This is a genomic window from Deltaproteobacteria bacterium HGW-Deltaproteobacteria-4, assembly GCA_002841765.1.
Classification (GTDB): Bacteria; Desulfobacterota; Desulfuromonadia; order Desulfuromonadales; family UBA2197; genus UBA2197.
The window spans coordinates 91,328-116,588 of record PHAV01000004.1; the positions used below are offsets into that span (position 1 = coordinate 91,328).

13 protein-coding genes and 1 riboswitch are annotated in these 25,261 nt (G+C 54.7%); of the genes, 3 read left to right on the forward strand and 10 right to left on the reverse strand.

Annotation, left to right across the window (positions count from 1 at the left end; all coding sequences use genetic code 11):
• The first annotated feature begins 36 nt into the window (after positions 1-36).
• On the forward strand, positions 37-639 hold the full coding sequence (locus CVU69_03815; protein PKN13134.1) for a peroxidase: 603 nt from the start codon (positions 37-39) through the stop codon (positions 637-639).
• A 79-nt stretch (positions 640-718) separates the two neighbouring features.
• On the opposite strand, the gene CVU69_03820 is transcribed toward CVU69_03815, so the two are convergent.
• From CVU69_03820 to CVU69_03865, 10 genes are all read right to left on the reverse strand, one after another.
• A complete protein-coding gene (locus CVU69_03820; protein PKN13135.1) occupies positions 719-3,556 on the reverse strand; it encodes a hypothetical protein in 2,838 nt (945 codons plus the stop codon).
• Between the two features lie 98 nt (positions 3,557-3,654).
• Entirely contained in the window at positions 3,655-9,669 is a 6,015-nt protein-coding gene (locus tag CVU69_03825; protein PKN13136.1) for a hypothetical protein, read from the reverse strand.
• A 12-nt stretch (positions 9,670-9,681) separates the two neighbouring features.
• Positions 9,682-10,926: a hypothetical protein gene (locus CVU69_03830; GenBank protein PKN13137.1), complete on the reverse strand. Its 1,245-nt coding sequence runs from the start codon at positions 10,924-10,926 to the stop codon at positions 9,682-9,684.
• Positions 10,927-11,010: 84 nt separating this feature from the next.
• Positions 11,011-11,505 (reverse strand): hypothetical protein, encoded by a 495-nt coding sequence (locus CVU69_03835; protein ID PKN13138.1) that lies wholly within the window; start codon positions 11,503-11,505, stop codon positions 11,011-11,013.
• A gap of 50 nt (positions 11,506-11,555) precedes the next feature.
• Complete coding sequence (locus tag CVU69_03840; GenBank protein ID PKN13139.1) at positions 11,556-12,569, reverse strand: hypothetical protein; 1,014 nt, start codon at positions 12,567-12,569, stop codon at positions 11,556-11,558.
• 85 nt (positions 12,570-12,654) lie between these two features.
• Positions 12,655-16,824: a hypothetical protein gene (locus CVU69_03845; GenBank protein ID PKN13140.1), complete on the reverse strand. Its 4,170-nt coding sequence runs from the start codon at positions 16,822-16,824 to the stop codon at positions 12,655-12,657.
• Positions 16,825-17,000: 176 nt separating this feature from the next.
• Positions 17,001-17,081, reverse strand: a riboswitch (cyclic di-GMP riboswitch).
• Positions 17,082-17,595: 514 nt separating this feature from the next.
• A complete protein-coding gene (locus CVU69_03850; GenBank protein ID PKN13141.1) occupies positions 17,596-18,369 on the reverse strand; it encodes an inositol monophosphatase in 774 nt (257 codons plus the stop codon).
• Positions 18,366-19,235, reverse strand: a complete 870-nt coding sequence (locus CVU69_03855; protein ID PKN13142.1) for a radical SAM protein — start codon at positions 19,233-19,235, stop codon at positions 18,366-18,368. The genes CVU69_03850 and CVU69_03855 overlap by 4 nt, the downstream gene beginning before the upstream one ends.
• Positions 19,183-19,809: a hypothetical protein gene (locus CVU69_03860; GenBank protein ID PKN13143.1), complete on the reverse strand. Its 627-nt coding sequence runs from the start codon at positions 19,807-19,809 to the stop codon at positions 19,183-19,185. Before CVU69_03860 ends, CVU69_03855 begins: the two co-directional genes overlap by 53 nt.
• Positions 19,781-22,138 carry a hypothetical protein gene (locus CVU69_03865; protein ID PKN13144.1) on the reverse strand — a complete coding sequence of 786 codons (2,358 nt, stop codon included), beginning with the start codon at positions 22,136-22,138 and terminating at the stop codon, positions 19,781-19,783. Before CVU69_03865 ends, CVU69_03860 begins: the two co-directional genes overlap by 29 nt.
• 378 nt (positions 22,139-22,516) lie before the next feature.
• Between CVU69_03865 and CVU69_03870 the strand changes: the two genes are divergently transcribed.
• Together CVU69_03870 and CVU69_03875 are read left to right on the forward strand one after the other, a co-directional pair.
• Entirely contained in the window at positions 22,517-23,623 is a 1,107-nt protein-coding gene (locus CVU69_03870; GenBank protein ID PKN13145.1) for a glutamate synthase, read from the forward strand.
• Entirely contained in the window at positions 23,611-25,254 is a 1,644-nt protein-coding gene (locus tag CVU69_03875; protein ID PKN13146.1) for a glutamate synthase, read from the forward strand. Before CVU69_03870 ends, CVU69_03875 begins: the two co-directional genes overlap by 13 nt.
• Positions 25,255-25,261 lie beyond the last annotated feature (7 nt).

The window sequence follows — 25,261 nt, forward strand, 5'->3', positions numbered from 1 at the left end:
CCACATCTTAAACATCCAATCAAAGGAGTCAAAACAATGGGAGTTCTTGTCGGGAAAAAAGCCCCGGAATTTAAAACATCTGCGGTCATGGCCGATGGCACGATCAACGACAACTTCAGCCTCTCCGATTACGCCGGTCAGTATGTTGTCCTTTTCTTTTATCCCCTCGATTTTACCTTTGTCTGCCCGACCGAGTTGATTGCTTTTTCCAAACGCATCGACGAATTCACGTCACGCGGGGTGCAGGTGATCGGTTGTTCTATCGATTCGCAGTTCACCCACGTTGCCTGGCGCAATACGCCGATCGATGATGGCGGCATCGGTCCGGTGGCTTATCCCCTGGTTGCCGACGTCAAACACGAAGTTTGCAAAGCCTATGATGTCGAATTCGAGCAGGCCGGGGTTGCCTACCGCGGCTCCTTCCTCATCGATACCAAAGGCGTCGTTCGGCATCAGGTCGTCAACGATCTCCCCCTCGGCCGTAATGTCGATGAGATGCTGCGCATGGTCGATGCCCTGCAATTTACTGAAAAGTACGGCGAAGTTTGCCCGGCCGGCTGGAATAAAGGCGAGAAGGGGATGGTTCCTGACAAAGCTGGCGTAGCCTCCTATCTGGCGGCTGAGTCTGGGAAACTGTAATTTTTACATACCATCTCTGACGTCCATAAAAAAGAGCAGCCTCTTATCGGGGCTGCTCTTTTTATGGACGTCTTTCTGACTACTTAATCCTGACTCTGAATTTGACGTTAAAGGCCGGGTGATTCGTGCCATCTGATCCGTTGAAGGTTCCGCTTAAGGGAATCTTGATATCGGTAACAGACGGGTCGCACTGGTTACTGTCCGGCGCGGTATTGCTCTTGAGGTAGATATCTGCACCGTTATTTCCGGAGAAGGCAAGGTTGTCCGTTGTGCTGGCCAGACTGGTAAAGGTGTAACTGAGGCCGCTCGGAATGGGACCATCGGTAAAGAGGACCGGTCCGGAACCGGCCCCATTGATATCACCGACAAAAAGTTCGGTGTTGGCCGGAATCGGGTCGGTAATGACGGTGCTGTTGTTGTCAACGGCTCCGGGGCCGGTATTGCTGACCGAAATAGTGTATGTCATAAAAGCGCCGGGAATCGCTTTGGGCAAGCTTGTACCGTTGATCGGGTCGGAAAAGGTCTGCGCTGATTTAATCACCAGGAGACTCGGTAACGGACTGATCACGGAGGCGCTTTTTATGCCGTAATCGCTGACCGTCCCTTCCGTCCCCTCGAAAGCATGAACCAGTGCGGTCCAGTTGCCAGAAGTGTTGAGCGTATAGGGGCCATATTCGAAGGTTTTAGTTGCCGGGGTGGTCAGGGCGCTGAGTTCTGTCATCGGTCTGGCTGTGACCGCGACCGTGCCGTCAGGTTTGGTGAGCGTGAGGGTTGGTAGTGTAGTCGGCTGACTGGCGTTGATGTCATAACTGCCGAAGGGATCGCTGATTGTGCTGCGGATGTAGACAATTTTCCCTGGAGCGGCAGAGGTGACAACGCTCCCGGCCGGGTAGGCAGCGTCGTAGTAGGTAATGGAGTCGACATTGATGACGGTGCTGGCCGGGAGTTCGACCCGCGATCTCCCCCAGGTGGGGTTGGTGATGTAAACGCGCATACTATCAGTCACTGCGGCGGCAGTGTTGGTGACAGTTAACTCCCACCGGTTGCCTGCGGCACAGGTGACTGGTGTTGTCCAGGGTGGTGTCGGCGTTGACAAATCGAATCGTACCATATCCTGATTGATGGTTAAATTGATCGTCTTGGTGTTGGTAAGGGTCGTCCCTCCCGAGGAACATTGCAGATCAACCTTGACGGTGCGGTTGCCGGGGTTGCTGTTGTACCGCAGGAGCAGATAGACCGGAACTGTGCTGTTGACCTTCGGATCGATAGTGATAGCCGCGGCGGCACCCGGATCCATCGTCCAGCGCTGCAAACCAGAGAGGGCGATTGTTGCATAGGATGTTGAGCTGTTGGGGGTGCGTGAGAGTTTATGCGCCGGTGTTGAAGTGCTATCGTACAGATAGAGCAGCTTGTTGCCGCTCCCTGTGACCGTCGCCGCCTGAACGGTGAGTGTCGGCGCTGCTGGTGTCCCCCCGAGGCCGCCGGGATTAGTGACGGTGGCGCTGTTGGCGATCGGTGTCCCTGCCGGGGTGGCGGCGGCAACGGTGACTTCGAAGACGATGGTTACGCTCCCTGACGCCGGCACAGTAATGCCGGTGAGATTAAGGTAGCCGGTGCCATTGGTCCCGCCGCCGGTTGTCGAGCTATTGCCGGCTCCGGCGGGGATACTTATAACCGTAAAGTTGTTGACATTGGCGGGGATATTGTCAGTAACAGAGACGCCGGTGGCAGTGTACCCCGAGTTCTCCTTGAGAGTGATGGTATAGCGCAGGACATCGCCGGGTTGAAGATCATCACCGTTCTTGTCAAGGACCCCCTTGGTCGAAGTCGAGAGGTCGGGAAAGTTTGCACCGATAATAGTATTGGTGTCACTGGCGCTGGTGCTTTTGTCGGTGACGGAGACAGAGGCGGTATTGGTGACGGTTCTCGTTCCTGAAGGGGCGGGACTGGCGGCCAGGGTCGCGTTAATGGCGAAAGTCACGCTGCTGTTAACCGGCATGGCAGGAATGGTGATTCCGGCCCCCTGCATCGCGGCCACGGTCGTGGCCGGACAGGTCGTCCCGATCGCGCTGCATGAGACGGTGCTGACGGTGAGGTTAGGGGCAACCGGGTCGGTGAAGACGACATTGCTCAGAGCTGCACCGGTGGTGTTGGTAATTACGACTGTGTAGGTGGTGGCGGCGCCAGGGCTAAGCGCCGTCTTACCGTCGCTTTTACTGATGGAGGGGAGGACTACGACGTTGATCGAACCGTATTCGACATTAGTGGCGAGCAAGGTGTTCGGCGAGTTGCATTTAGAAGTCGTCCCGGGGAGGGCATCGGCAATCGAAGTGCAATTGGCTCTTTTTTGATGATCCCAGCTGACGACAAAGGGAATAAAGAGTTTGCCATTACTCAGGTCGACGGCTTGGCAAAGGACCGGGACATCGTAGAGTCGCACGATGCCCGAGCCTGTGCCGCCGTTAATAGTAGGATTGCCGTCGCCGCAGGTATCGGTGCTGCCGTACTGTTCGATATCGGTAAAGGGGCTAATAGTTGGCAGGATGCCGACAGTGCAGCTATCAGCGCCGCCACTGGCAGGGAGGAGCTTCGGCGTCTTGCCGTCCCGGGAAAGGAAGATGCCGACATCATAACGATCAGGCTGGGCAAAATTAACCGTAATATCGAGGTTGGCGGTGAAGGAGCTACCACCGACACAAGCGGTGGGGGTTCCCGGCGCAACAGAGATGCCGGTAATAGACACATCAGCGGCCGTGCACCCCAGATTTGAGTTGTAGCGCGCCGCCACACATTCGTTGTCGCCGTAGGCCATTACTGCCGACGCCAAGGTAAGTATGAAGGCACATGTTAAAGCGACAGCGATCAGTGCAGAGCGCAAGAGTTGTCGCCGGTGTAGACCATTATTTGCAAAGATCATGATTTTCCAGACAATTGGTCAGGACAATAATTCATCGAGTATAAGATGGTGGCTGATGATAAGCCGCTGTCGTTGCACCGGCATAAGGAATGTAACTTTTAAAACTGTTGCAGTGCCTCACGCACTGAATTCTGGTCGAACTTGAAGCGGAACTTGACGAACGGTCCCTGGGCGGTGAAGTCAGCGGCAGAGAAGTCGCGGTCGGTAAAGCCGATAAAGTTATAGCCGACACTGAACCAGGCATTCTTGACCAGATTGTAACCGATGGAGGCGCCACTACCGTATTTTAATTGTTTCGCCTGCCAGGAATGAAGCACCTTACCGGTGACGCCGACATCCCATTTACTTGTGAGATCATAGCGCCCTTCCAATCCCGTCAGGTCGGTGTAGCCGCTGTAGTCGTGTTCATCGATCGTTTCATTAACGTACTTGGCGCCGTATTGCAGCGAAAGCTGCGTCTTGCGATTATGACTCTTCCAGTTAGCGTTGATATTGTTGATCAGCCGCCAGTTGTCATAATTAAAGTCGCCGCCCTGCTGCTTGTCGAAGAGATAATCGAGACGGTTCAGCACAATCCAGGCAGTCTCTTGCGGCCGATAAGCGAGACTGAAACGGAGATCGCCGTTGGTCTCCTTGGCACCGGCAATACCGTTGGTTTTAAAAATCTGAGCGGCAGCCCCTAAACCAAGACCGTCCTGAACTTCGCCGTAGATGCCGGTAAAGAGACCGAACTTGTCTTCCTCATCCGAGGTCCGCATCTCCAGACGACCGGTCCAGGACCAGTTTTCTTCCTTATACGAAGCCCCGCCAGTGATGGCCGTATAGTCCGAGGTGCCGGCAGCGGCCGGGACATTGACGTTAAAAGGTGCAGTCCCTGATTTTCTGATGGTGTCGCTCCGGTCGAGTCCGGCGTCAACACTCCATTTCTTCGAGATTTGCCAGGACTGTTTGAGCCCGCTTACCGAGAAGACACGCGTACCATTCTCTGAAGATTGCTGTTCCATGGACGAACTGACCTGTCCCCCTGCCCACGGTGAAGATCTCAGGCCGATCCGCGTCATCTGCGTCCGTTCCAGCGAACCCCGGCTCAATTCGTGGGCAATAAAGAAGCTCACGCTTTCGCTTAACCTGTAATCAGCACCGATCAAAGTTCGCGTCGGAAAGTCGGCGTTGTCATTGCTGTTGTGCAGCGATTGGTCATGTTCCGCTCGCAGGGTCAATTTGTCGCCAAAGAGGCTATAGGTGCCGCCGCTGATAAATTGGTCTGAAGTATTATTCTCACCATTTCCCAAATTATCCTGGGCGTGTCTCAACCCTGCGCGCAGGGAATAACCCTTTTCACTGAAAGCGGTTTGAACTTCAGCCATATCCCTGACAGCGTCCGTGCCAAGATTGTTTTGGCGGAAGGCTCCGGTCTGCAAGCTGACCTTTTCATTCCAGCGGTAAGTTCCATCCACGCCGATCTTTCTCGTACCGCTTTCACTTCCCATCTGTTGACCCAGACCGAAATCATTATCCTGTTCACGCAGATAAATCTTGCCATCGACGACCTTGGTCCGGTGCGAAATTTCTGCCAGATAAGCGATACCGCTGGCGCTGCTGCCAACGAAGTCGTTTTCGGTTGTTGCCACTTCCGCTTTGATGATCGTCTCTTCCGTGAGCTTGATGGTGGTATCGAGCCCGGAGAGATTACCTTCGCCGCCAACACGACCTTCATGGACATGAGTGGCGCCGACTTCGACGCGCTTATCCATGAAGCGCAGTGCTCCTCGTCCGCCGTAATTGTAGGATTTGTCGCCGGTATCTACGGATTCATAGTTAATGACGATGTAGATCGGATTAAAGTTTTCATCACGATGGTAAACAGGGCTCTTGAAGAAGAGGGTCCCCTTTTCGTAATCGATGTCGTAGTCGATATGCCGGTTCAGCTTTTGTGAAGAGATCACCACTTCACTTTTGAACCGATCGCGACTTTCGATGGTGATCGTCTCGGAGTTAATGACGAGATCTGTTCTTGACAAGCGGTAAAGACCGGAAGTGCCGTCGCCGCGCAGTTCATCCTTGACAAAGGCCTGGTTGGTGTCGCTGACAAAGAGATTGAAATCAAGATTTTCGCTCTTCATCTCCGACTTCAGACCGTTAAAATTCCGGCTGTAGCGGGAAAGTTCGGTCACCGAGAGCCCGGTATCATAATCACCAAAGAGCGCATAGAACTGATCGCGCTCAATCTTGAGATAAAGACTGCGGGCACTGGCGGCCTCATACTGTTGTGACGAAGCGTCGCCGTAAAGGGTGTAATACTGCTGCGGGTCGATCGTGCCGTAGAGACTTCCGGCCTGACGCATTCCCGCTTTAGCGCTGTCGTAGGCTGCGGTCAGAAGCCATTTCCCCTGGATCATCCCTTTGGCAAAGAAGGCGAGTCGGCCATCTTCATAATATTCATCATCGATCTGCGAAGCTTTGATGTTCTCCAGATTTCCCGAGAGGGAGTTATATCCCGCTGTCCCTTCGGCAAAACCGACAATGATCCATTCCCGTTCACCCGGAGTCAGCCAGGCGCGCACTTCGCTTTCTCCCTTAACGAAATTGAAGCGCAGGGTCGCCTCGCCGGTCTGGGTGGTCGGTTGCAATTCAATGCGGGCGATACCGTCTTCGTCGACCAGATACTTCAGGCGTGCACTCTTGGCAAGCAGCAGCGGGTTCTCTTTGAGGTCTTTTTCCAGTTGCAAAGGGAGGTAAGGGGGGTCGAGTTGATACTCACCGACCAGTCCTGCACGGGCAGGGTGGCCGTCTTTGTCGGTCAAACGGACAGCGATCACCGAAGGGAATTTGCCATCTGCGGTCAGCCGCGATTGACCCGGCATCACTTCAGCTTTAACCGGAGAGGTCGAATAGTGCAGAGTGCGGGCAACACGGCGCACTTCCTGGCCATCGACAGAGCTTTCAACCGCTTCAAAGAGGTTGTCACCGTCGCTCAGGTGAATGCCGATCCAGAGGCTAATTGCGACCTGGTTGTCACCCCGCTTTTTGGTGCCGTCAAGATAAAGGGGATCGACCTCTTTACCGTTGAGCAACAGTTTGAGTCTCTTCTGCGGATCATGAGTCACAGCGATCTTGGCACTGGGGATGGCGGGATAAAAACCGTTATAGGGCCAGACAAAATTGAGACTGGGCTGAGCTGTTTCGAGCCACGTATTATCGAATTCCGGCATGGTGCGGGCGATTTTACGCTCTTTTCTGACCTTCTCCGCCGCCGAGACTTCGGCCAGTTTCAAGGCAGTGACATCGACCGTTTTAAGGCCACTGTATTCCTTGATATTTTCGAGTTTGGTCCATTGATTGACCAATTCTGTCAAAATCTTTAATTCCACCCGGCGATTCAGTGCGCGGCCTTCTGCGGTTTCATTGCTGGCGATCGGTTCATCCGGACCCTTGCCGGCAATCGTCACTTGCTCCGGCAACAGGTTAAGGCCGGCCTGCAGATAATCGACGACTGATTTCGCCCGGGCCTTCGAGAGTTCATAGTTGTCGGCCATGATGTGTCGACTGCGAGGGGCGATGCGGGTGCTATTGGTATGACCGGTGGCAGAGATCTGGCTCACATGCACATTTTTAAATTCGGCGATGATCCCGTCGAGAACTTTTTTGTCAGGATCGGAAAGCTCGTAACCAAACTCATCAAAATACGGGCGCAGAATAATCGCCGGGATCGACCTGCGTTCGCTGGTGGATTCATTCTTAAGGATATTATCGACCAGCGGCGTGCGCTTGTTCTTCTCTTCGCTGGTATTGAAGGTCAGCAGCGCTTTCGCCGTCAACTCGCCGTTCTTGAGATGTGGAACCAGTGTCCCCTTTAATCTGATCTTGCCTGTCCAATCCGCCGGACTGTCTCCCAGGCGATAGGTGAGAACACTTTCCGTCACTTCCGGGTCGGCCAGAGCAAGACCATCGCGGCTGCTGCTAGCGCCTTGATAAATCACCCCATCGGGGAGGATCACTGTCAAGCGCATATTCGTCGTCGGCACTGCGCCGACATGGAGTGTCACCGTATAAGTGACGTCATCACCGAGCGTGCTTGCCAACTCAAGTCCGACAGATCCCTGCACCGGTGGGGCTTCCGGCTTTTTCTTGGTGTAAAAATCAGCGCGCCAGAGGGTTCCGCCTTGCAGATCGACAAATTGGGAGAAGGGCGTCCCGGCAAAGCGACTATTCTCTTCACAGCTGATGAGTTCATACTCGTTCGGAATCGTCTCCAGGTCGAGTTGAACAACATGCGTCCCGGCCTGAATTCCTTCAAAGTGATACATCCCCTGCAGGTCGGTGATGACGTAAGTACCATTTTCCAGGTAAAGACGTACGCCGGCAAGTCCATCACCCTCTGCGCCGTCATTCGGGCAGCCGTTGGGATAGACGCGACCGACAATCGTCGTCTTGCTGGAGAAGAGATCCTCTTTAACGACTATTTCGAACTTGGCAATATTGGAAGTGATGCCGCCGCTGCCGGTGGCGGTGGCAATATTGACCGCCGGTCCCAAGGGTGCCGCGACTGCCACTTCGACGACATAAGTGATGGTCATACTCTGCCCGGCGGCGAGAGTGCCGACGGTAAAGAGCATGCTTCTGCCGTCGGTTGAGAGCGTCGGGTCGGCAGCACTGACGCCATCGATTTTGGTCGAGCCTTTGCGGTAGCGCAGGCCAAGGGGGAGGCGGTCGCTGAGCACAACGCTGTTGACAGCGAGAGTCCCGGTATTCTCGGCGGCAATGCGATATTGCAGGAAATCACCGATGGCGACGATCGTTTTCGAGGCGGTTTTGTTCAGACGCAGCCAGGTCTGCTGGGGATCGAGAGGGATATCGATATGGAGCGCCGGCCCGGGATTGATCAGGAAGACCTCGCCACGGGATCCGGGGTTAATGGCAAAGGGGGCACCGGGGAGGGTCTGAATCTCACTGGTGGAGACCGTCGAGGGGGCAAGATAGCCCGAACCCGCTGGCGGTGTCACTACGAGGAGATATCTTCCCGGCTCGACAAAAGGAAAACGATAAAATCCATCCGGGAAGGTATAGATGCGTCCAGAGCTGTCGGTGACTGTTCCCCCTGAAGTTATCGTCGAGGGATAGATGCTGACACCGTCATCGCCGTAAATAGTCGCCGGCAGACCGGTAGCGGCATTGATGAAGGTAATGGTCGCACCATTCACCGGCAAACCGGTCATGCTGTCAAAGACTATCCCGTAGGGGTCAACAAGGGCACTCGCCGCCGAACTGTCAGTGCCATCGACGACATCAGTGTAACGCCCCTGAACCCGTGTATTCTGCTGGACGAAGAGGAGACCGTTCCCGGAGGTACTGGTGCCGGTGGTTGTTGACTGGATATAACCGGTGAAGATGCCGGTATCCGGACCGGTCTCAGTGAGACGCAAGATCTCGGATTCACTCGTTCCCGGAATGGTCAGGGTGACAATGACTGACTCGGCGACGGCGGGGTCAAGATTTTGGTCGAGGTCGCTCAAACGCAGAAAGAACGGCTCGTTTTCATGGTAGACCGTTGCCAGCACCAGCGGCAGGGTGCCGAGAGTCAGGGGTGCCGATGCGCCGAGGGGAAGGGGGGGCGGCATCGGGATAAAGCTGCCGGCAGCAAAATAGCTGGTCGTTGCCACTGGCAGGAGTAAGAGTTTTTCGGGATCAGTGACTGAGGGGGCATAAGTCAGGAAATCGAGTTGCGACGGGGTGCGGATGACGGTTGAGACCAGGTTCGATTCTCTAGTCTGGGGCAGAGTGTCGACGTGATAGCTGGCATAGGCGGTATTGTCGACAGTTACGGCGGCATGAGCAGAAGGAGCGAGGAGAACAAAAGCCAATAAGAACGTCATGCAGAGATGACGGCAAAGTTCAGCGCGTTTCGCGAACACTTCACTGCAGGAAGGACTCGCGGTACGGTCTGAAAGAAGCCCCGCAGCGAAGGAAGAACGACGGCTTTGCATCGCCACTCTTCCCCCGATGCGGGTCATGATGAAGTGTGCAGCACAAAGGCGCAACACGGCGCTGCCGCCGGGAATGATCCCGGCGGTGAAGCGTCGTATTACTGCCTTTATGCTGCTCAGAGTCGACAAACTGTTTCCTGATTACTGAATAATAACGTTGAAAGTTAATGTGAAGACTTCACCAGGCTTCAATTCCCCGACCGTGTAACTGGCTTCGGCGGGGAGCAAGGTTGCAAGGGTGGCCGTGATTGCCTGCCCCGAAAGCTCAACACCATCGGCATCGCTGGTCGTTGTGTAGTACTTAGCAACATTTCCGCCAGCAAGGCCGCTACCGGCATTGCCGATTCGACTCCCGGTCACTGATGCCTTGAAACCAGATCCTGCTGCAGATTCAGCTGCAGGCGTTGCCGGCGTGCTGAAATCAGTCAACAAATCAGCATCCATGAGCAAGCTGGCAATCAGGGTGTCACCGATGCTGGTGAGGGTCGCGGAGGAGGGAGCTCCCGCGTCATTGGTAATCGTCACAACATATTGCACAATGGCACCGGGGATCGCTTTCGGAGTGGTGGTGTAATTGATCGGATCCCAGAGCGTCGTTGCTACTTTATTGACAGAAATATCAGCCGAGGAAACAACGAAGACGCTATAAGCCGAATCTGCCCCATCAAGATTGCCATCTTCTGGACCCGTCCCGGCAGCCGTATCAGCCAGAACAACGGGGACCGCTGCCGTACAGCCCGGACCATTATAAGTCGATGCATTGGTCGTCTCTGCACCCAGGGCAGCTGCAGTACCACCGGCAGCTGTATTTGCATTCAGCGCATAAACCGCTTTACTGCCATTGGCCAAGGCAACAGCAATAGCCGGGGTTCCGGTGGCAACGATATAAACGGTTCTAGATGTATCTGGTGCAAGTTCGTCGATGTAAGTGGCAACATCTAATACGTCATAACCGACTGCGTCGCCCGATTCGACAACGACGACGACGCCGGAAGCGTTAAAGGTATCGACGGAATCGTTCGCTGCCCAGACGGTGTAAGTGCCATTTGCTTTAGTGACCGGGGTAAGGATGTAATCCTGAACGGTATTACCAATATTTGTGACGGTAAATTCTAACACCGCTTGCAGGGTGCCGGTGCCGGGCACAACAGAGACCCCGGGAGCCGCGTCTGCCGTTATGACCGTGAGATTGACCTTACTCGCGACCTCAAAAGGTGTAGCAGTGCCATTTTCTACAGGTTGAGTCACTCCTCCGACAGCGTAGGTAAGGGATGCCGTGTTCGTGATGTCTGTACAGACCGGTGTGCCTGCGGCCAATGCCGATAGCGGCGTCATTGCCGCGAAAGCGGCAGCCAAAAGAAATGCTGATAAACGGGTTCTTTTCATGGTGCTCTCCTTTTTTGCTGGTTGTAGTTGTTCTTGCGGGACAATTCCCAGGTGTAAAAGCCAACCCCCTATTTCCAATGTTCGTTATTTCACTTTAGCTTTGTAAGAGACGCTGCCCTTGGCGCCGTCTTGCAGGGCTCCTTCGAATGTCCAGCGGATGTGGGTGTAGTCCGCTGCGCTGGCCGGTTGCTCCTTTCCTTCGGCATCCTTGATCTTCAATTTGTCGGCCGCGGCGAAGATTTGACCCTTATCAACAGAGAAATCGATGCGCGCCCCTTTCCCCTCGGCCGTATTGTCAAGATAGAGCATATGCTCCGGCAGCGGATTGTTGATGACCACATTCGTTGCCGGTTTATCTCCCTGGTACTCATAGTGCGTAGTAAAGATGATCGTATCGCCGGGGGTAACATTGGTATCTGCGGCGGAGACACGAACGGTCTCCTGCTCCCCTTTATCATTCTTGACGATGATATCGATCTCGGCGGTTGACTTGAGTTCGATCCCTTTTTTCTCGGCGGCACTGGCGGGGAGGGCGACCAGCACGAGAAGGGATAAAATGGCTAGCAATTTTTTTGTCATAAGTGACTCCTATCTGTCTGGTTCTCTTGAAAAATTTTACGTTTATCGCTTTAGTTGATCGTCACATCGAAGGTGATAGTCTGCTCCGGGGAAGCATTGGTCAGATCGCCGAGACCGACGGTGACCGTCACTGGCGCGCCAGCGACACTGCCGACATCAAGATCAGCGCCATCGCTTAGCGGTGCGCCGTTTAATTTAAGGGAGCTAACGACATAGGTGGAGTTATCAGGTATTTCGTCGGTGATCACCACGTCTGCGGCAGTACCGACACCGGTGATGGAGGCTTTGATGCTGTAGGTAAGGATGGCGCCGGGGATTGCCTTCGGAGTGACGAAGAGATTAGTCGGGTCCCAGGTAATTACCACCGATTTGTTCAAAACCAGAGAAAGGAGGTTGACGGTATAGGTCCCTTCTGACGAGTGTTTTCCGTCACGAGTAGTATCACCGGCGGCACTGCCGGCATTATCGGCAAAGATGACATCAACGCCGGCGGTATTAGGGCCGACAGTTGCAGTTGTCACAGTCGTGGTGCCGGCATCGACTGTCGTAGCAACAAGTTGATAATCTGATATGTCCCCACTGACCGCCCCTGCCGGGGTGTCGGCAATGATCAAGATTGCAAGGCTGTCATCCGCATCAACGTCACCAAAGGTGGCAGCGTTGACATAGAGAGTGTCACCGGCATCCAGAACGCCGGGAGTGGTGCCGTTGTCGAGGAAGATGCGGACATTATCCATGACAATGCCGGCGCTGTTGGTTGCGTCCAGGGCATAGCGCTGCGTGGTATTGCCTTCGTTCTTGACTGAAAAGACAAGGGCTTGATCGGTTGATCCGGGTAAAACAGTGGCGTCACCATTTTTAGTCACCGTCAGGTTGACCTTGTTGTCGACAACGATATTCGGAGCCGATGCGGTCTTGGTCACCGGAGTAGCGCCATCGTTATAGGTGGCGGTTGCCGTGTTAGAGATATCCGTCCCCGACGGGGTTCCGGCTGCATAGGCCGCTTGAGTGAGCGGATAGCAGAGCGCCAGGAGCAGAGCGATGGTGGCAATCTTTTTTGTCATGGTGTACCTCCCTTTCTTTTCTTGTGTTGAACCGGGTTTGAAAAGTTGTGAGCGAATAAAAAATCCATATCTTGTTCCTTTCTGATTATTTGATCCTGACTCTGAATTTGACGTTGAATGAGGGGTGATTGGTTCCATTTGAACCATTAAAGATGCCGATTAAGGGGATTTTTATATTGGTAACTGTCGAGTCGCAGCCGTTAATGTCCGGTGCTGTATTGCTTTTGTCGTAATTCGTGCCGCCATTGCCGGAAAAGGCGAGATTGTCAGTGGTGCTGGCCAGACTGGTAAAGGTGTAGCTGAGGCCGCTCGCAGTCGTGCCATTGTTAAAGAGGACAGGACCGATCGATGGCCCGGCACCGTCGAAGTCGTCGACAAAGAGTTCGGTGTCGGCCGGAATCGAATCGGTAATGACGGTGGTGTTGCTGTCAACTGCGCCGGCGCCAAAGTTGGTGACCTGGATGGTGTAGTCGACAAAAGCGCCGGGAATTGCTTTGGCTCCTGCTCCTTCACCATTAACCGGGTCGGAGAAGACCTGTGATGATTTGACCACCAGCAGGTTCGGCATCGGCACGATGACGCTCAAGGCTTGCAGTGCGTAATCACTGACCGTCCCCTCGGTCCCCTCATTGGCAACGACGCGGGCGGTCCAATTTCCGGCCGGGCCGCCGGCCGGGATGGTGTAGGGGCCGTACTGGTAGATCTTGGTGGCGGCGTTTGAATCGTAGGCTACGCTCATGGCGACCGGAGCAGGCGAACCAATCCGGGTAACACCGGAGGGGTCAGTCAAAGTCAGGGTGGCGCCGGTGATATCGTAACTGCCGAAGGGGTCACTGACCGTGGCGCGGATATAGACCGTGCTTCCGACAGTCAGCGAGGTAACGCTGCTGCCGCCAGGGTAGAGGGCAGTATGGAAGGTGATGTCGCTGTTATTGATGTTGATGACGTTTTTCGAGTTGATAGTGACCATCGACGAGTTTCCGGTCGACGGCGCTGGGTAGACGTTGATGTTGCGTCCAGTTCCGGTGCCTCCCTGGGTGTTGGTGATGTCCATGATCAGGGCGTTGCCGCTGGCACAGGTGTAATCAGTTGACGATACAGGAGTGAGGGTAAAGTCGTAGCGGACGGCGCCTCCGACGACTAAGTCGGCGCTTAGTGAGGTTGTGGCGACGCTCGTTCCGCCGCACGTCAGCGTAATCGGGATGGTATAGGTACGGTTGCTGTTGGTCGAGAGCCAGAGGGTCACCGGAATATTGCCGTTGCTGATCGTCACATCCGACTGCAGGGCCGGGTTGAGCGTCCAACTCTGGGTAATGCTGCCGCGGGGGATCGCGACAATAGAGCCGGCTGCGGTCGGCATCGGTGTGCGCGAGAGTTTATAGCTGGGGGTTGAGCTGTTGTTATAGAAGTAGAGGGGTTTGTTCCCGGAACCCGGTAGCGAGCCGCTATTGACGATCAGTGCTGGCGCATCGGGATTGGCGCCGATGCCGCCGGGGACGGTGACCGTGGCACTGTTGTCGATGACCGTCCCCGTCGCGGTGCCGAGGGGGATGGTGACATCGTAAATGAGCGTGACGCTGCCGCTGGCCGGGACGGTGATGTTGGTGATATACAGGTAGCCGGTACCATTACCGCCGGTACCGAAGGGGGTCGAGAGGTTGGTGGCGCCGCCCGGCAGGGGGAGAATGACACTAAAACCGCTAGTGTTGTTGGGGATGGTGTCGGTCACCGACACGTTGCTGGCGCCAACTCCGGCAGTTTCAGTCAGGGTGATAGTGTAGCGGATGACATCACCGGCCAGGGGGTCGCCGCCGCTGGTGCGGTTAATCCAGTTTTTCGTTGAGGTCGAGAGGTTAGGAATAGCGACAGTTGTGGTGTCGCTGACGTCACGGGTCTGGCTCGCCAGGCCGGTGGTATATGTGGCGCGGGTAACGACAGTGTCAATCGTTCCGTTCGTGGCGCTGCCCGGAATCGTCTCACGCACCAGGATGCAGATATTTTCGTTGGCTTCGAGATTGACCGCCGCAGTGATATCCGATTCGCCGGCATCGAAGCTGCCGTTGCAGTTGTTGTCGCGCACATAGGTAATCGCCGGCCAACCCCCCTGGGTACGGCTGTTTGTGGTAAACGTGACATTGCCGCGGGCTGTGGCGGTGAAGATATGCGCGTAGTAGACCGGTGTTGATGAGTTGCCGACTGCGCTTAAAGGGGTCGGTGTGAAGTTGATAGTGATCGGCGGCGGTATATCGCCGAAAATGAGATTGAAGTAGTCGGTATAGAGGGTATAGGCAAACTGCTGATATTCACCGGCAATGGTGTAAGTACTGCCGGTCGTGCCGGAGTTATAGCTGACCGAGGTGTAGCCGGCGAGATTGTTTTCATAGATACGCAGGGTGGCGCTGGCGGTGTTGGTGAAGAGGGCGAAGTTGCCGCCGGCATCGGTGGTGACGGTATCGTAGGTGGTGGTTCCGGTGCTATTGCGCAGCGTCAACGTCACCCCGGCGATGCCGGTCTCGGCGGCATTGAGAATACCGTCATAAGCGGTGGTGATACTGCCGTTGAAGCCGTCATCCTTGATCACTTTGCCGCTGATGCGACTGCCGTTGTAAAGGAAGAAGTTCCGGTTGGTCAGATTGGCGCCGCTGGCGACAACTCCGCTCAGGGTATAGTTGATGGGGGTGACATAGATCCAGTTGGCGCTCGGAAAGCTCGGGTCGTAGACATTGACGGTGTTGGTGGAGCTGAGAATGACGACATAATCACCGTAGCTCGGGACTCCGGAAAAAGTGTAAGTGCCGAGAGTAGTGCTGACCTGCACAGGGGCGACGACAGTGGTACTCAGGTCGCTGGCGCGAAAAAGTTTGGCATAATAGGTCTGGCCAGTGACCTGGGATTCGCCGCCGTCGCGCACGCCGTTGTGGGCGATGCCGCCGCTAAAACCGTTGTCATTGTACACCGTGCCGCTGATGCTGATCGTGCCGCTGCTGACGGTGGTGCTGACACTGGCGCTGTTGTCGGCCGGCAGATAGTCAATGATGCCGGCCGGCGGCGTCAGGGTGGCGGTGTTGACCAGGACCGTGCCCTGTGGGGTAGCGGCGGCGACCGTGCCGGTGATGGTATAGGTGGCAGCGCCGTTAAAGGGGAGGGTGGCCGTGGTGTTAATGTTGTTGCCGCTCCCTGCAGCGGCGCCGCAGGTTCCGCCACCGGAGCCGGCGCAGGTCCAGGTAACACCGGTTAACGCTGCCGGGACAGTATCGACGATCGGTACGTTGTTGGCGACGGTCACCAGGTTGGGGCCGTAGTTGCGGGCGGTGACGGTATAGGTCAATGCGCCGCCGGGAGCGACGGTCGGGGCAGAAGCGGTTTTCGCGATAGCGAGATTGATGTTTATCGGTAGGTTGTCGATGGCGAGATTGCGGATTTCGTGATAGTTGGTCGAACCGCCGGTACTGGCGGCATAGCCGACCTTGACCGTGCTCGGGATCGGCCGCATGGTGTAAAGGGTGTCGACCAGATAGGTCAGGGGCTGGTTGTAGCCAAATTGCATAAAGACATCGACACGCATGTATTCCGGTGCGGCGACCGGCGTCAGGTAGATGACGACCTTGCGATACTGGCTGCTGAGTTGGCCGGGGCGAAAGGCCTGATTGTACCAGAGGGTGCCGATGTTGGCAGCCGTGCCGCCAATGTAGTAATAGGCGCCGAGGGAGTGGTCGTAGGGGCCGCGCACTGCCACTGAATTTTGCCGCTGGCCCGGACCACCCAGCCGACCTTCGGTCGGATTGGAAAAATTGCCGTACTCGTCGATACCGACACCGATATAGCCGCCACTGAGACCGGGGGAAACAGGCGCGACGGTCTTTTTATCGTAGCCAAGGGAGCCGCCCGAGGCGCCGACCTGAAAGGTTGTAGCGTTATAGGCGCCGTCAAAGAGATAAATACTGTAACCGTCGGCACCGTTGCCGCCCCAGGTGGCGTAGTCGAACTGGATGACGACTCCCTGTGAAATGTCGAAGGAGCTGTCATACATGGCAAAGCCGGATTGGTTGCCGGTCGGTTCGGTCAGACGCAGCCAGCCGTTGCCGGGGGCGTCGACACCTGTGCTGGCGGTGAGGTAGGCTGCACCGCCAATGACCCAGCCGGGGGCGGTGGCACCGGTCATTGGCTGGTCGAGGAGGGCAGCCTGACCCGGCAAAGCCAGGCCGATGGCCAGGATCAGGATTGCGATAATAATTAATGGGTTTCGATTTTTCATGTCATTTATGCCAAAGACTGCCCGGATAAAATGTTTATGCTTCTATCCATCTGAATTTGTAAAACTTTTGTTTCATGTTATTTGTGGAAAAAACAATAAAAAACGCTCATTTTCATCCCCGAAAATGAGCGCCTGAATAACTGCTTTTTCTGCGCAGTTAGATCATTCACTTTGTCTTCGGTAGCCCGGCTGTCCGTTCATGAAACGGATCCTGAGCTTTGCGTCGCCGGATTACTCCGGTTTTGCTTTTATCGGAATAAGTGAAACTAAGATTATTATAGTTATAGAACTTTAGACGTTAAATTGTCAAGTCATTAGGAGCAGGTTCTGTGCCAATTCAACCTATTGTAAAATCGAGTTTCTTTGGCCTTTTCATGGGGGTGGTGAAAGCTGTGGGGCAGGGGGGTGATCGCCTTAAAAGGAGGATTATTGCGAGCTGAATGACCAAGGTAAATATCTGAAAAAAGGAGTAGAAACGTTTCAACTATCGGTACAGACACGGTTAAACCTTTGTATTGTCCGGCTTTAGCAGGATTAGGCCCGAAATACGCGGCGAGTTGTACGAAGACAAAGAGTCTTTTGTGGTCGTGAACTGGCGAGCCGTGACGTGATTTGCCGGTGCCGTCTCAGCTTGAACCGGCAAATCACGTTGACCGGTTGGTGGGCACGGATCAAGTCGCACCCCTTGAGGGAAGAGCTCCTTTGGCGCAATTTGTCGTTTGTCCCAATTTGACCTGCCATAAATTGTCATGCGCTCGACTCGCCGCAAGCTCAAGGCCTTTTCCCTTGTTGGAGAATCGGGATCATGGCGTCGTGAATCAAGCCGTTGCTGGCCAGGCATTCGAGTTGGAATGGAGAGAAGGGAGCACCATCGAAATTGCTGACCCGACCGCCGGCCTCGGTGACCAGCAGTATGCCGGCGGCGGTATCCCAGGGTTTGAGTTTCATCTCCCAGAAGCCGTCAAAGCGGCCGGCGGCAACGCAGGCAAGATCGAGACTGGCAGCTCCGGGGCGGCGGCAGGCCTGGGCCTTTTCCTGGAAATGGATAAAGTGGTCAAAATTGTTGGTCAGGGAGGAGGAACTGGCCGGCGCGAAACCGGTGGCGAGGAGGGCGCGATCAAGGCGGTTGATCGCGGAGACCTGCAGGGGGTGGCCATTGAGGGTTGCGCCTTGACCCTTTACCGCAACAAAGAGTTCTTCGTACATGGGGTTGTAAACGATGCCGAGGATCATCTCGCCGGCATTTTCGAGGGCGATGGAGACGGCGAACCAGGGGAAGGTGTGGGCAAAGTTGGTGGTGCCGTCGAGGGGGTCGATGATCCAGCGAAAGGGGCTGGAGGTCTGCGGGTAAGCCCCTTCTTCGGCAAGGATATTGTGCTCGGGATAGTTTGCCTGAATAACTCCGACAATCGCTGCCTCGGCTTCGCGGTCCGCTTCGGTGACGAGATCTTTGGCGCTCTTCTCTTCGATGTGCAGCCGGGTGCCGAATTTGCTGCGCAGGACTGCGCCGCCGGCGCGGGCCGCGGCCAGAGCGGTCTCTTTCATGGGGAATTCCTTTTCTCCTGGTCCTCGAACCCCCGCAGATAGAGGGTCCCACAGCCACCATCGGTGTTGCTGCGCCAGCGATTGGGGCGGCGAACCGAGATGCCCTTTTCGTGTAGATAGTCGTGCCAGTGATCCATATTATCCGGATCGCTGTGAAAGTCCATCCCGACTACCGGATTGTAGCGCAGCAGGTGCAGGGTGAAATCCGGCCAGCGTTGCATCAGCCGCTGAAGGGCGAGGAGGTCAGCTTCACGGTCATTCACACGACTGAAGAGGAGGTAGTTGATGCCGATCTTGCGGCGCTTGCGACGTGAAATCAGATGATAAATCCGGTCAATTTCAGTGCAGAGCAGCTCGAAGTCCGGCCCCTTGGGGATGAGTTGCTGGTGGATCTCTGCATCGGCGGCATGTAGCGAGATCATGACACCGTTTTCGGCGAGTTCGACCAACTCTGCGAGATGTTTTAAAACAACCCCGGTGGTGGTGACCGAGATCCCCGGTCCATTTTTCTGGCAAGCAAGCATGTAACTGCGGACATTCTCCCAGTTATGCAGGGGTTCGCCGATTCCCGAGATGGTCAGGCGCTGTGGTTCGAAGCCGTTCTGTCGCAATCGTTGAAGCTGCAAGTGCAGCTCGGCAGCGGTGAGTTGCCGCTTCAGCCCCTGGCTGCCAGAGGCACAGAAGGGGCAGGCCAGAGCGCAGCCGGCCTGAGATGAAATACAGAGGGTGCCGGAGCCGTAATAAACCGCTTCGATAACCAGGCCGTCGTTGAGGCTGATCGGGAATTTGAAGTTAAGGGGAGAATGCGAAGGGTTAGTTCTGATTGGACAGCCTGAGGTAGCAGTCAGCTTTGTAGAGACTGGCATCCGGTGCAAGGGGTGACGACTGGTTTTTTGTGAGAAAAAGGTCAAATGATTTCAATGCAGCGCGACAATCATCCCGCCGATAGGCCTTGACAGCCTGCTCAAACAGTTTCTGCCCGGCTGTGGCGTTAGCGGCAAGTGCCGCACGGTGTTTATTAGTTGATGGCTTAGCGGCAACCGACTTTTTATGTACTTTTTTGCCACCATACAACGGCGCCTTAGCGTCAGGACGCGGTATTCTCTTTTGTGCAACCGGTACCTTGAACACATCCCCGGGATAAATCTTGTTGGGATTCTTGATGTCGTTAAAGAGTAAAATCTGGGGGTAATAAGAACCGTATCCGCTGAATCTGCGCGAGATTTTGTAGAGGGTATCTCCCTTTTTTACCGCCACCTCCTGAACCAGAATGGCATCCTTGCTCTGCGTGGTACTCCCGGACGCCACCACTGCTGCGGGAGAATAGAGATACTGCTGTTGACTCCATCCTGATGGCACATCCACAAATAGGAGTGTCGCCATAACCATTACAAATACATATCGCATCATGTCAGTACCTGTTCCCGATTTGATCTTCATATGTCAGAATGTTTTTAATCTGAATATTGGTCCCCATCCCGGTCCCCGGCTTCACCCGGAACGAGACCTTGATCACACGCTTCTCTCCAGCACCCAATTCACTGAATTCCCAGAGAAGTGTGCCGTCGTCGGCCGAATTGGTTGCCGGGTCGGTTGCAACCAACTCAAGCTGTTCCGGCCAGACACTCTTCAGCTCGACAATCCGTGCCAGATTAGATCCACGGTTGGTGATGGTCAGATCCGTTGATACAACTTCACCCGGCAAGAGTTTGCCGTCACGACCGCTCATGGCCATCTCTAGAATCGGTCGCGAATAGACCAGACGGGTAACACCGGCAAAGGAGCGAGCAGGCTCTCCCTCGGAAAGGAACGTAATCTGGGCGTTCTCTTCCGAACCGTCACTGGCTTCACGGGGAGTCTTAATCTCCATGACAATGCTGGCTTCCTCTTTAGCTGCCAGTGGACCGATCTCTGTGATGACCGGTTCATTGGCCTGCCTGATGCCATCATGGTTAAGATCATGGAAGATTGTTACGGCCTGCCGGGCATCCCCGCCAGGGACAATGCTGAACTTTTCGCGCACGTTACCGCTGTTAGTCACCACAAATGGCACCGATACCGTCTGGCCGGGGATCACCACCAGTCGTTCAGAACCGGTGTGAACCTGAAGCCCGTGTTGCGGTTGAACATAGATAGCAGAAGAGACAATAACGGTTGTCGTTTTCAAAAGGTTGTTGTGCAACTCGGCCCTGGTCAAGATCTCCTGACCGGCCAATGAGTCCTCCTTGAGCTGAAAGGTCAGATTGAATTCCCGACTTTCACCGGACTTGAGCTGCACGCCATCCATCACAAGTGCTGCTTTCATTTCCTGACGGAAACCATTTTTTTCATAGTCGATCGGCTCCAGTTGGGGCGGGAAGTTCAGCCGGAAAGTGACATTGCCAGCCCCGGCTGAGCCGATATTCATAATTGTTACTTTATAAGTAATCTTCGCACCAGGCAGCAGGTCGCTGTGATCTGCCTTAACGGTCGCACGTAGCAGTGGAGCCGAAGCGATGACTTTCACCTCGCGAGATTGTGAAGCCTCACTCACTGTCCGTGAGGCGGCCTTGACCGGGTAAGAAAAGCGCAGGCCGTCGATACTGGTTGCGGGGATCGTCAGATGGATGAGGCCTTTAAAGGATTCACCGGGGGCCAGCAGGCTGGTCTGATTAATGGCTTGGGCAGGGGATGCGGCAGAAGAGAATTCTGTTGAAAAGTTAACCGGGAAACCGGATTCCAGATAGAAAGAGTCGCTGCCATTGCCCTGGTTGATGATTTCAAAGGGGAGGCTGACTCGTTGAGCAACATTGAAGGACTGTGCCTGGGGTGGCAGGTTGAACTCAATTCCTGCCAACTGGGCAACTTCGAGACGCAGTATCTGGGATGTTTCTGAGGGAGGGTCTGCGACAGCAGTCCGTTGAGGCAGAGCAAATGCTACCCCCAGTTCTTTCAGTTTGACGGCGGCAGTCTCCGCCGCCTTGCTGTTTGGATAGTCGACAAGTATCGACTTATATTGTGCAATCGCCTTCTCGCGCAGATCAGACTTGGCATTGCGGGTCTTTTCTTCAGACGCCTGCTGTGTTGCTTGGCGCTGCTTATCTGCCAAGGTGGGGGCCTGCTTGTCAACCTCAGTCATGCCAGCGTTTTTCATTGTCTGCAATTGCAGGCGATCCTGCGTGGCAGACTCCCTTGGGCGCGCCTCGGCGACAACGGTGTGCGTCAGTTCGGCCTTTTCAGCCGCTGCGCGTTCTTCTGTCATGCTGGAAGTTTCAAGGCGTTTGATTATACCGGCGGGGAAGGGCCTTTGTTCTTTACCTATGTCAGTTGTGCCAACAAGCTGAGGCGCGGCACCATCGGCTGTTGTCGGCAAGCCGGTCGGCAATTCTTCGCCTTGATCATAACGGGCGGTCAGTGCAAGCAGTTCCTCATCGACTGTTGCCTTGATCGGGTTATCGGGATATTCCTTCAAAAACTGGGACATGACCCTGGCGGCATCCTGTTGGTTGCCGTTCTTGTAATAGGCGTTGGAAAGCCAGAACAGCACCATGTCACGCAAGGGCGTATCAGGGGCCTTTTGCAAGACCTCGTTCATTTTGAGAATAGCGACAGGATAGTTTTTCTGAAGGCTGGCGTTGAACCCTGAAATGAAAATCAAGCCATGTGAGTCTTCCGCATCCAGGCTGTAGGCAGGAAGATTAGGAGTTGAAGAAATTATAGCCAGTACGATAACTAACCTGATCAGGGTATTACGGCATAATTTCAGAGACATCACGATAAACAACCTCATTCTTGGCCGGTACGTAAAGAAACACACGGAGGGCGGAGAAATATTTAGATAAATAGATCGTTTTGATAGCAACTCTCCGCATCCTTGTCAAGATGAAAAAGAACATATGAAAAAGGATAGTGGGCAGCGGGTGAAGAGCGTGCAAGTTGAAAAGTTATTTGGGAAATCATGTTACTCAGTGAGTACTTTGCAAAGTAGGTGCGCTGCCATTTTTTTTATCATACCATTAAAAAAGTGCATTTTATTTATGCATTATCCTGAAATGTCGATTGTTTTTTCATTAAATTAACCTCTGGCTGTTACTATTTTATTTGGCATGAAATTTGTTATTAAATGACATCAGGTAAGCGTTGTCACTCCAAAGCGGAGGTTAAAACTATGTGTCGAATCGGCGCCATCAAAAGTCGTAATTACGTTCATCCCAGCCTCGCCCTGCTTCTCATGCAATCCCAACAAAAAGGGCACGACAATTCGGGCTTCGCCATGGTCATGCAAGACCTCGGTGGCCTCTTCGAAGGGTACAAGCATCTCCCGACCCTCTCCATGGCCTGTACTGACGAAGGGCTGAAGCTCGCCGAGGATATTCTGCACGCGGCCGGCTTCAACCGGGTGTTGCAGTGGGTCCCCGAAACCAACAATCTTCCCGGTCTCGATATTATCGCCATGCCTAACTATGTCTTCGAGACCTTTCAATATCCGAAAAATTACCGGTCTGCACCGCAGAAGGAGAAGGAAGAGCTCCTTCTGGAGATGCGTCTTAAGCTGCGTGAGGCACTGGAAGAGGATGAAGAAGGTTTTGTCTATTCCTTCTGGCCCGATGTCATCACTCTCAAGGAGATCGGCAACCCCAAGGATATCGGCACCTATTTCAACCTTTGGGAGCCGGATAACAGGTTCACCGCCAAGGTTATTACCGCCCAGTGCCGGCAGAATACCAATTACGACATTGTTCGTTATGCCGCGCACCCCTTCTTTCTACAGGGGTATACCGCTCTGGCGAATGGAGAAAATACCTTTTATCAAAAGAATAAAGAGTTTCAAGCCAAGCTGCATTACGGCTACATCGGTTTTGAGTCGGACTCCCAGTGTTTCCTTTACACTATGCACTATATTCACCGGGTTCTCGGTTGGCCCCTCAATTATTACAAGCATGTCATCACTCCCCTCCCGTTTGAGGAGTTGAGTACCCGCAATGACAGCGACGTCCTCCTCGCGATTCGGCAGTCGTTGGCCCATCTGGAGATCAACGGCCCTAACACGATTATTGGTGTCCTTCCCGACAGCACTCTCTTTACCTGCTGTGATGCCAAGAAGTTGCGCCCCATCGTCATTGGTCGTTCCGATGAGATGGTTGTCTTTTCGTCCGAGGTCTGCGGCATCAATGAACTCCTTCCCGATCGCAATTGGGAGGATGATATCTATCCCCATGAGCGCGAAATGATCACGATCGATGCTAATCTGGAGGTGCAGAGATGGAAACAGTAAAAGTCCAGGATCTGACCGCCAACGACCTCCCCTGGAAGATCCGTTACGACGCTAGTCGCTGCACTCTTTGCGGTTCCTGTGTCGCCACCTGTTCTTTTCGCGCCATTGAAGCCAAGGTCGAGCGCCGGCGCATGGTCTTTTCCGAAGGGGACTTCCCTGATCCGCAGCAGCGTTTCTCGGCGGTTCCGGTCATCCGTCAGATCAGTACCCTCGTCAGTCACTGTCGGGGTTGTGGCGCCTGTGAAAAGGTCTGTCCCAACGATGCGATCGGTCCGGTGCGAAATATCGACAATCGCCTGCCGATCGTCACTCGCTGCCTCTCTGGCGATTCGATCAAGCGAGGCGGTCGAAAGAATCTCGAATCGACGGTACGGACCCTTGACAAGATGCGCGTCGGTCGAATTTCCCAGATGACTGACCCCAGTCTCGACGCCCAACGTCACACCTTTGATCTCCTTGCTCCCTTTGGCCGGATTCTCCCGGCCGGGAAACTTCCGTTTCACCTCGGTACTGACGGCGAACTTGTCAAGGATGGTCAGGCACCGCCGGTCCGCTGGATCTATCCGGTCGTCATTGGCGACATGTCGATCGGCGCCCTTTCCTGGCGGATGTGGGAAGCGATCGCTATGGCCGTCGCCTACCTCAATGAAGAGTGCGGCTTGCCGGTGCGGATGTGTACCGGGGAAGGAGGGGTCCCGGTTCGTCTCCTCAAGAGCAAATACCTCAAATACATGATTCTGCAGATCGCTTCCGGCCACTTCGGCTGGAACCGTATTGCCAACACCCTGCCGCACATGGTTGAAGATCCTTGCGGCATCATTATCAAAATCGGTCAGGGGGCGAAGCCGGGGGATGGGGGCTTGCTTATGGCGCAGAAGGTGGCGGATCATATTCAAGCGATTCGCGGCGTTCCCAAGGCGGATCTCTTGTCGCCCCCCAACCATCAGGGTCTCTACTCCATTGAAGAGAGCGTCCAGAAGATGTTCCTCTCGATGAATGCCGCATTTAAGTTTCGGGTGCCGGTGGCGATCAAGGTGGCGGCTTCGGCAACGTCGGTTTCGGTCTTTAACAATCTTGTGCGTGACCCTTACAACATCGTCGGCGGCTTCTTCCTCGACGGCGTCGACGGCGGGACCGGCGCAGCCCACGAGGTCTCCCTCGACCATACCGGTCATCCCATCGTCTCGAAGTTGCGGGATTGTTACCTTGCCGCTGTGACTCAGGGACGCCAGGAGCAGATCCCTCTCTGGGCTGCCGGCGGTCTCGGTCGCACCGGTGATCTTGCCGCTGACGCTTTCAAGATGATGTGTCTTGGCGCCAATGGCGTCTTTGCCGGCAAGTTGATCTTGCAGATGGCAGGGTGTATCGGCAACGAGATGGGGCGCTGTAATGCTTGCAACACTGGCCTCTGTCCGGTCGGGATTACCACTCAGAACCCGACGCTGGTGCGGCGCCTCGATCCGGAAAAAGCGGCACAGAATATCGTCAACTACTACCTGGCGATGGATCAGGAGTTGAAGAAGTTGATGGCGCCGATCGGCAATTCGTCGCTGCCGATCGGACGTTCTGATGCGCTGATCACCACTGATCGAGCCGTGGCCGAGCGTCTGAAAATCCAATATGTCTGTTAACGGGAGG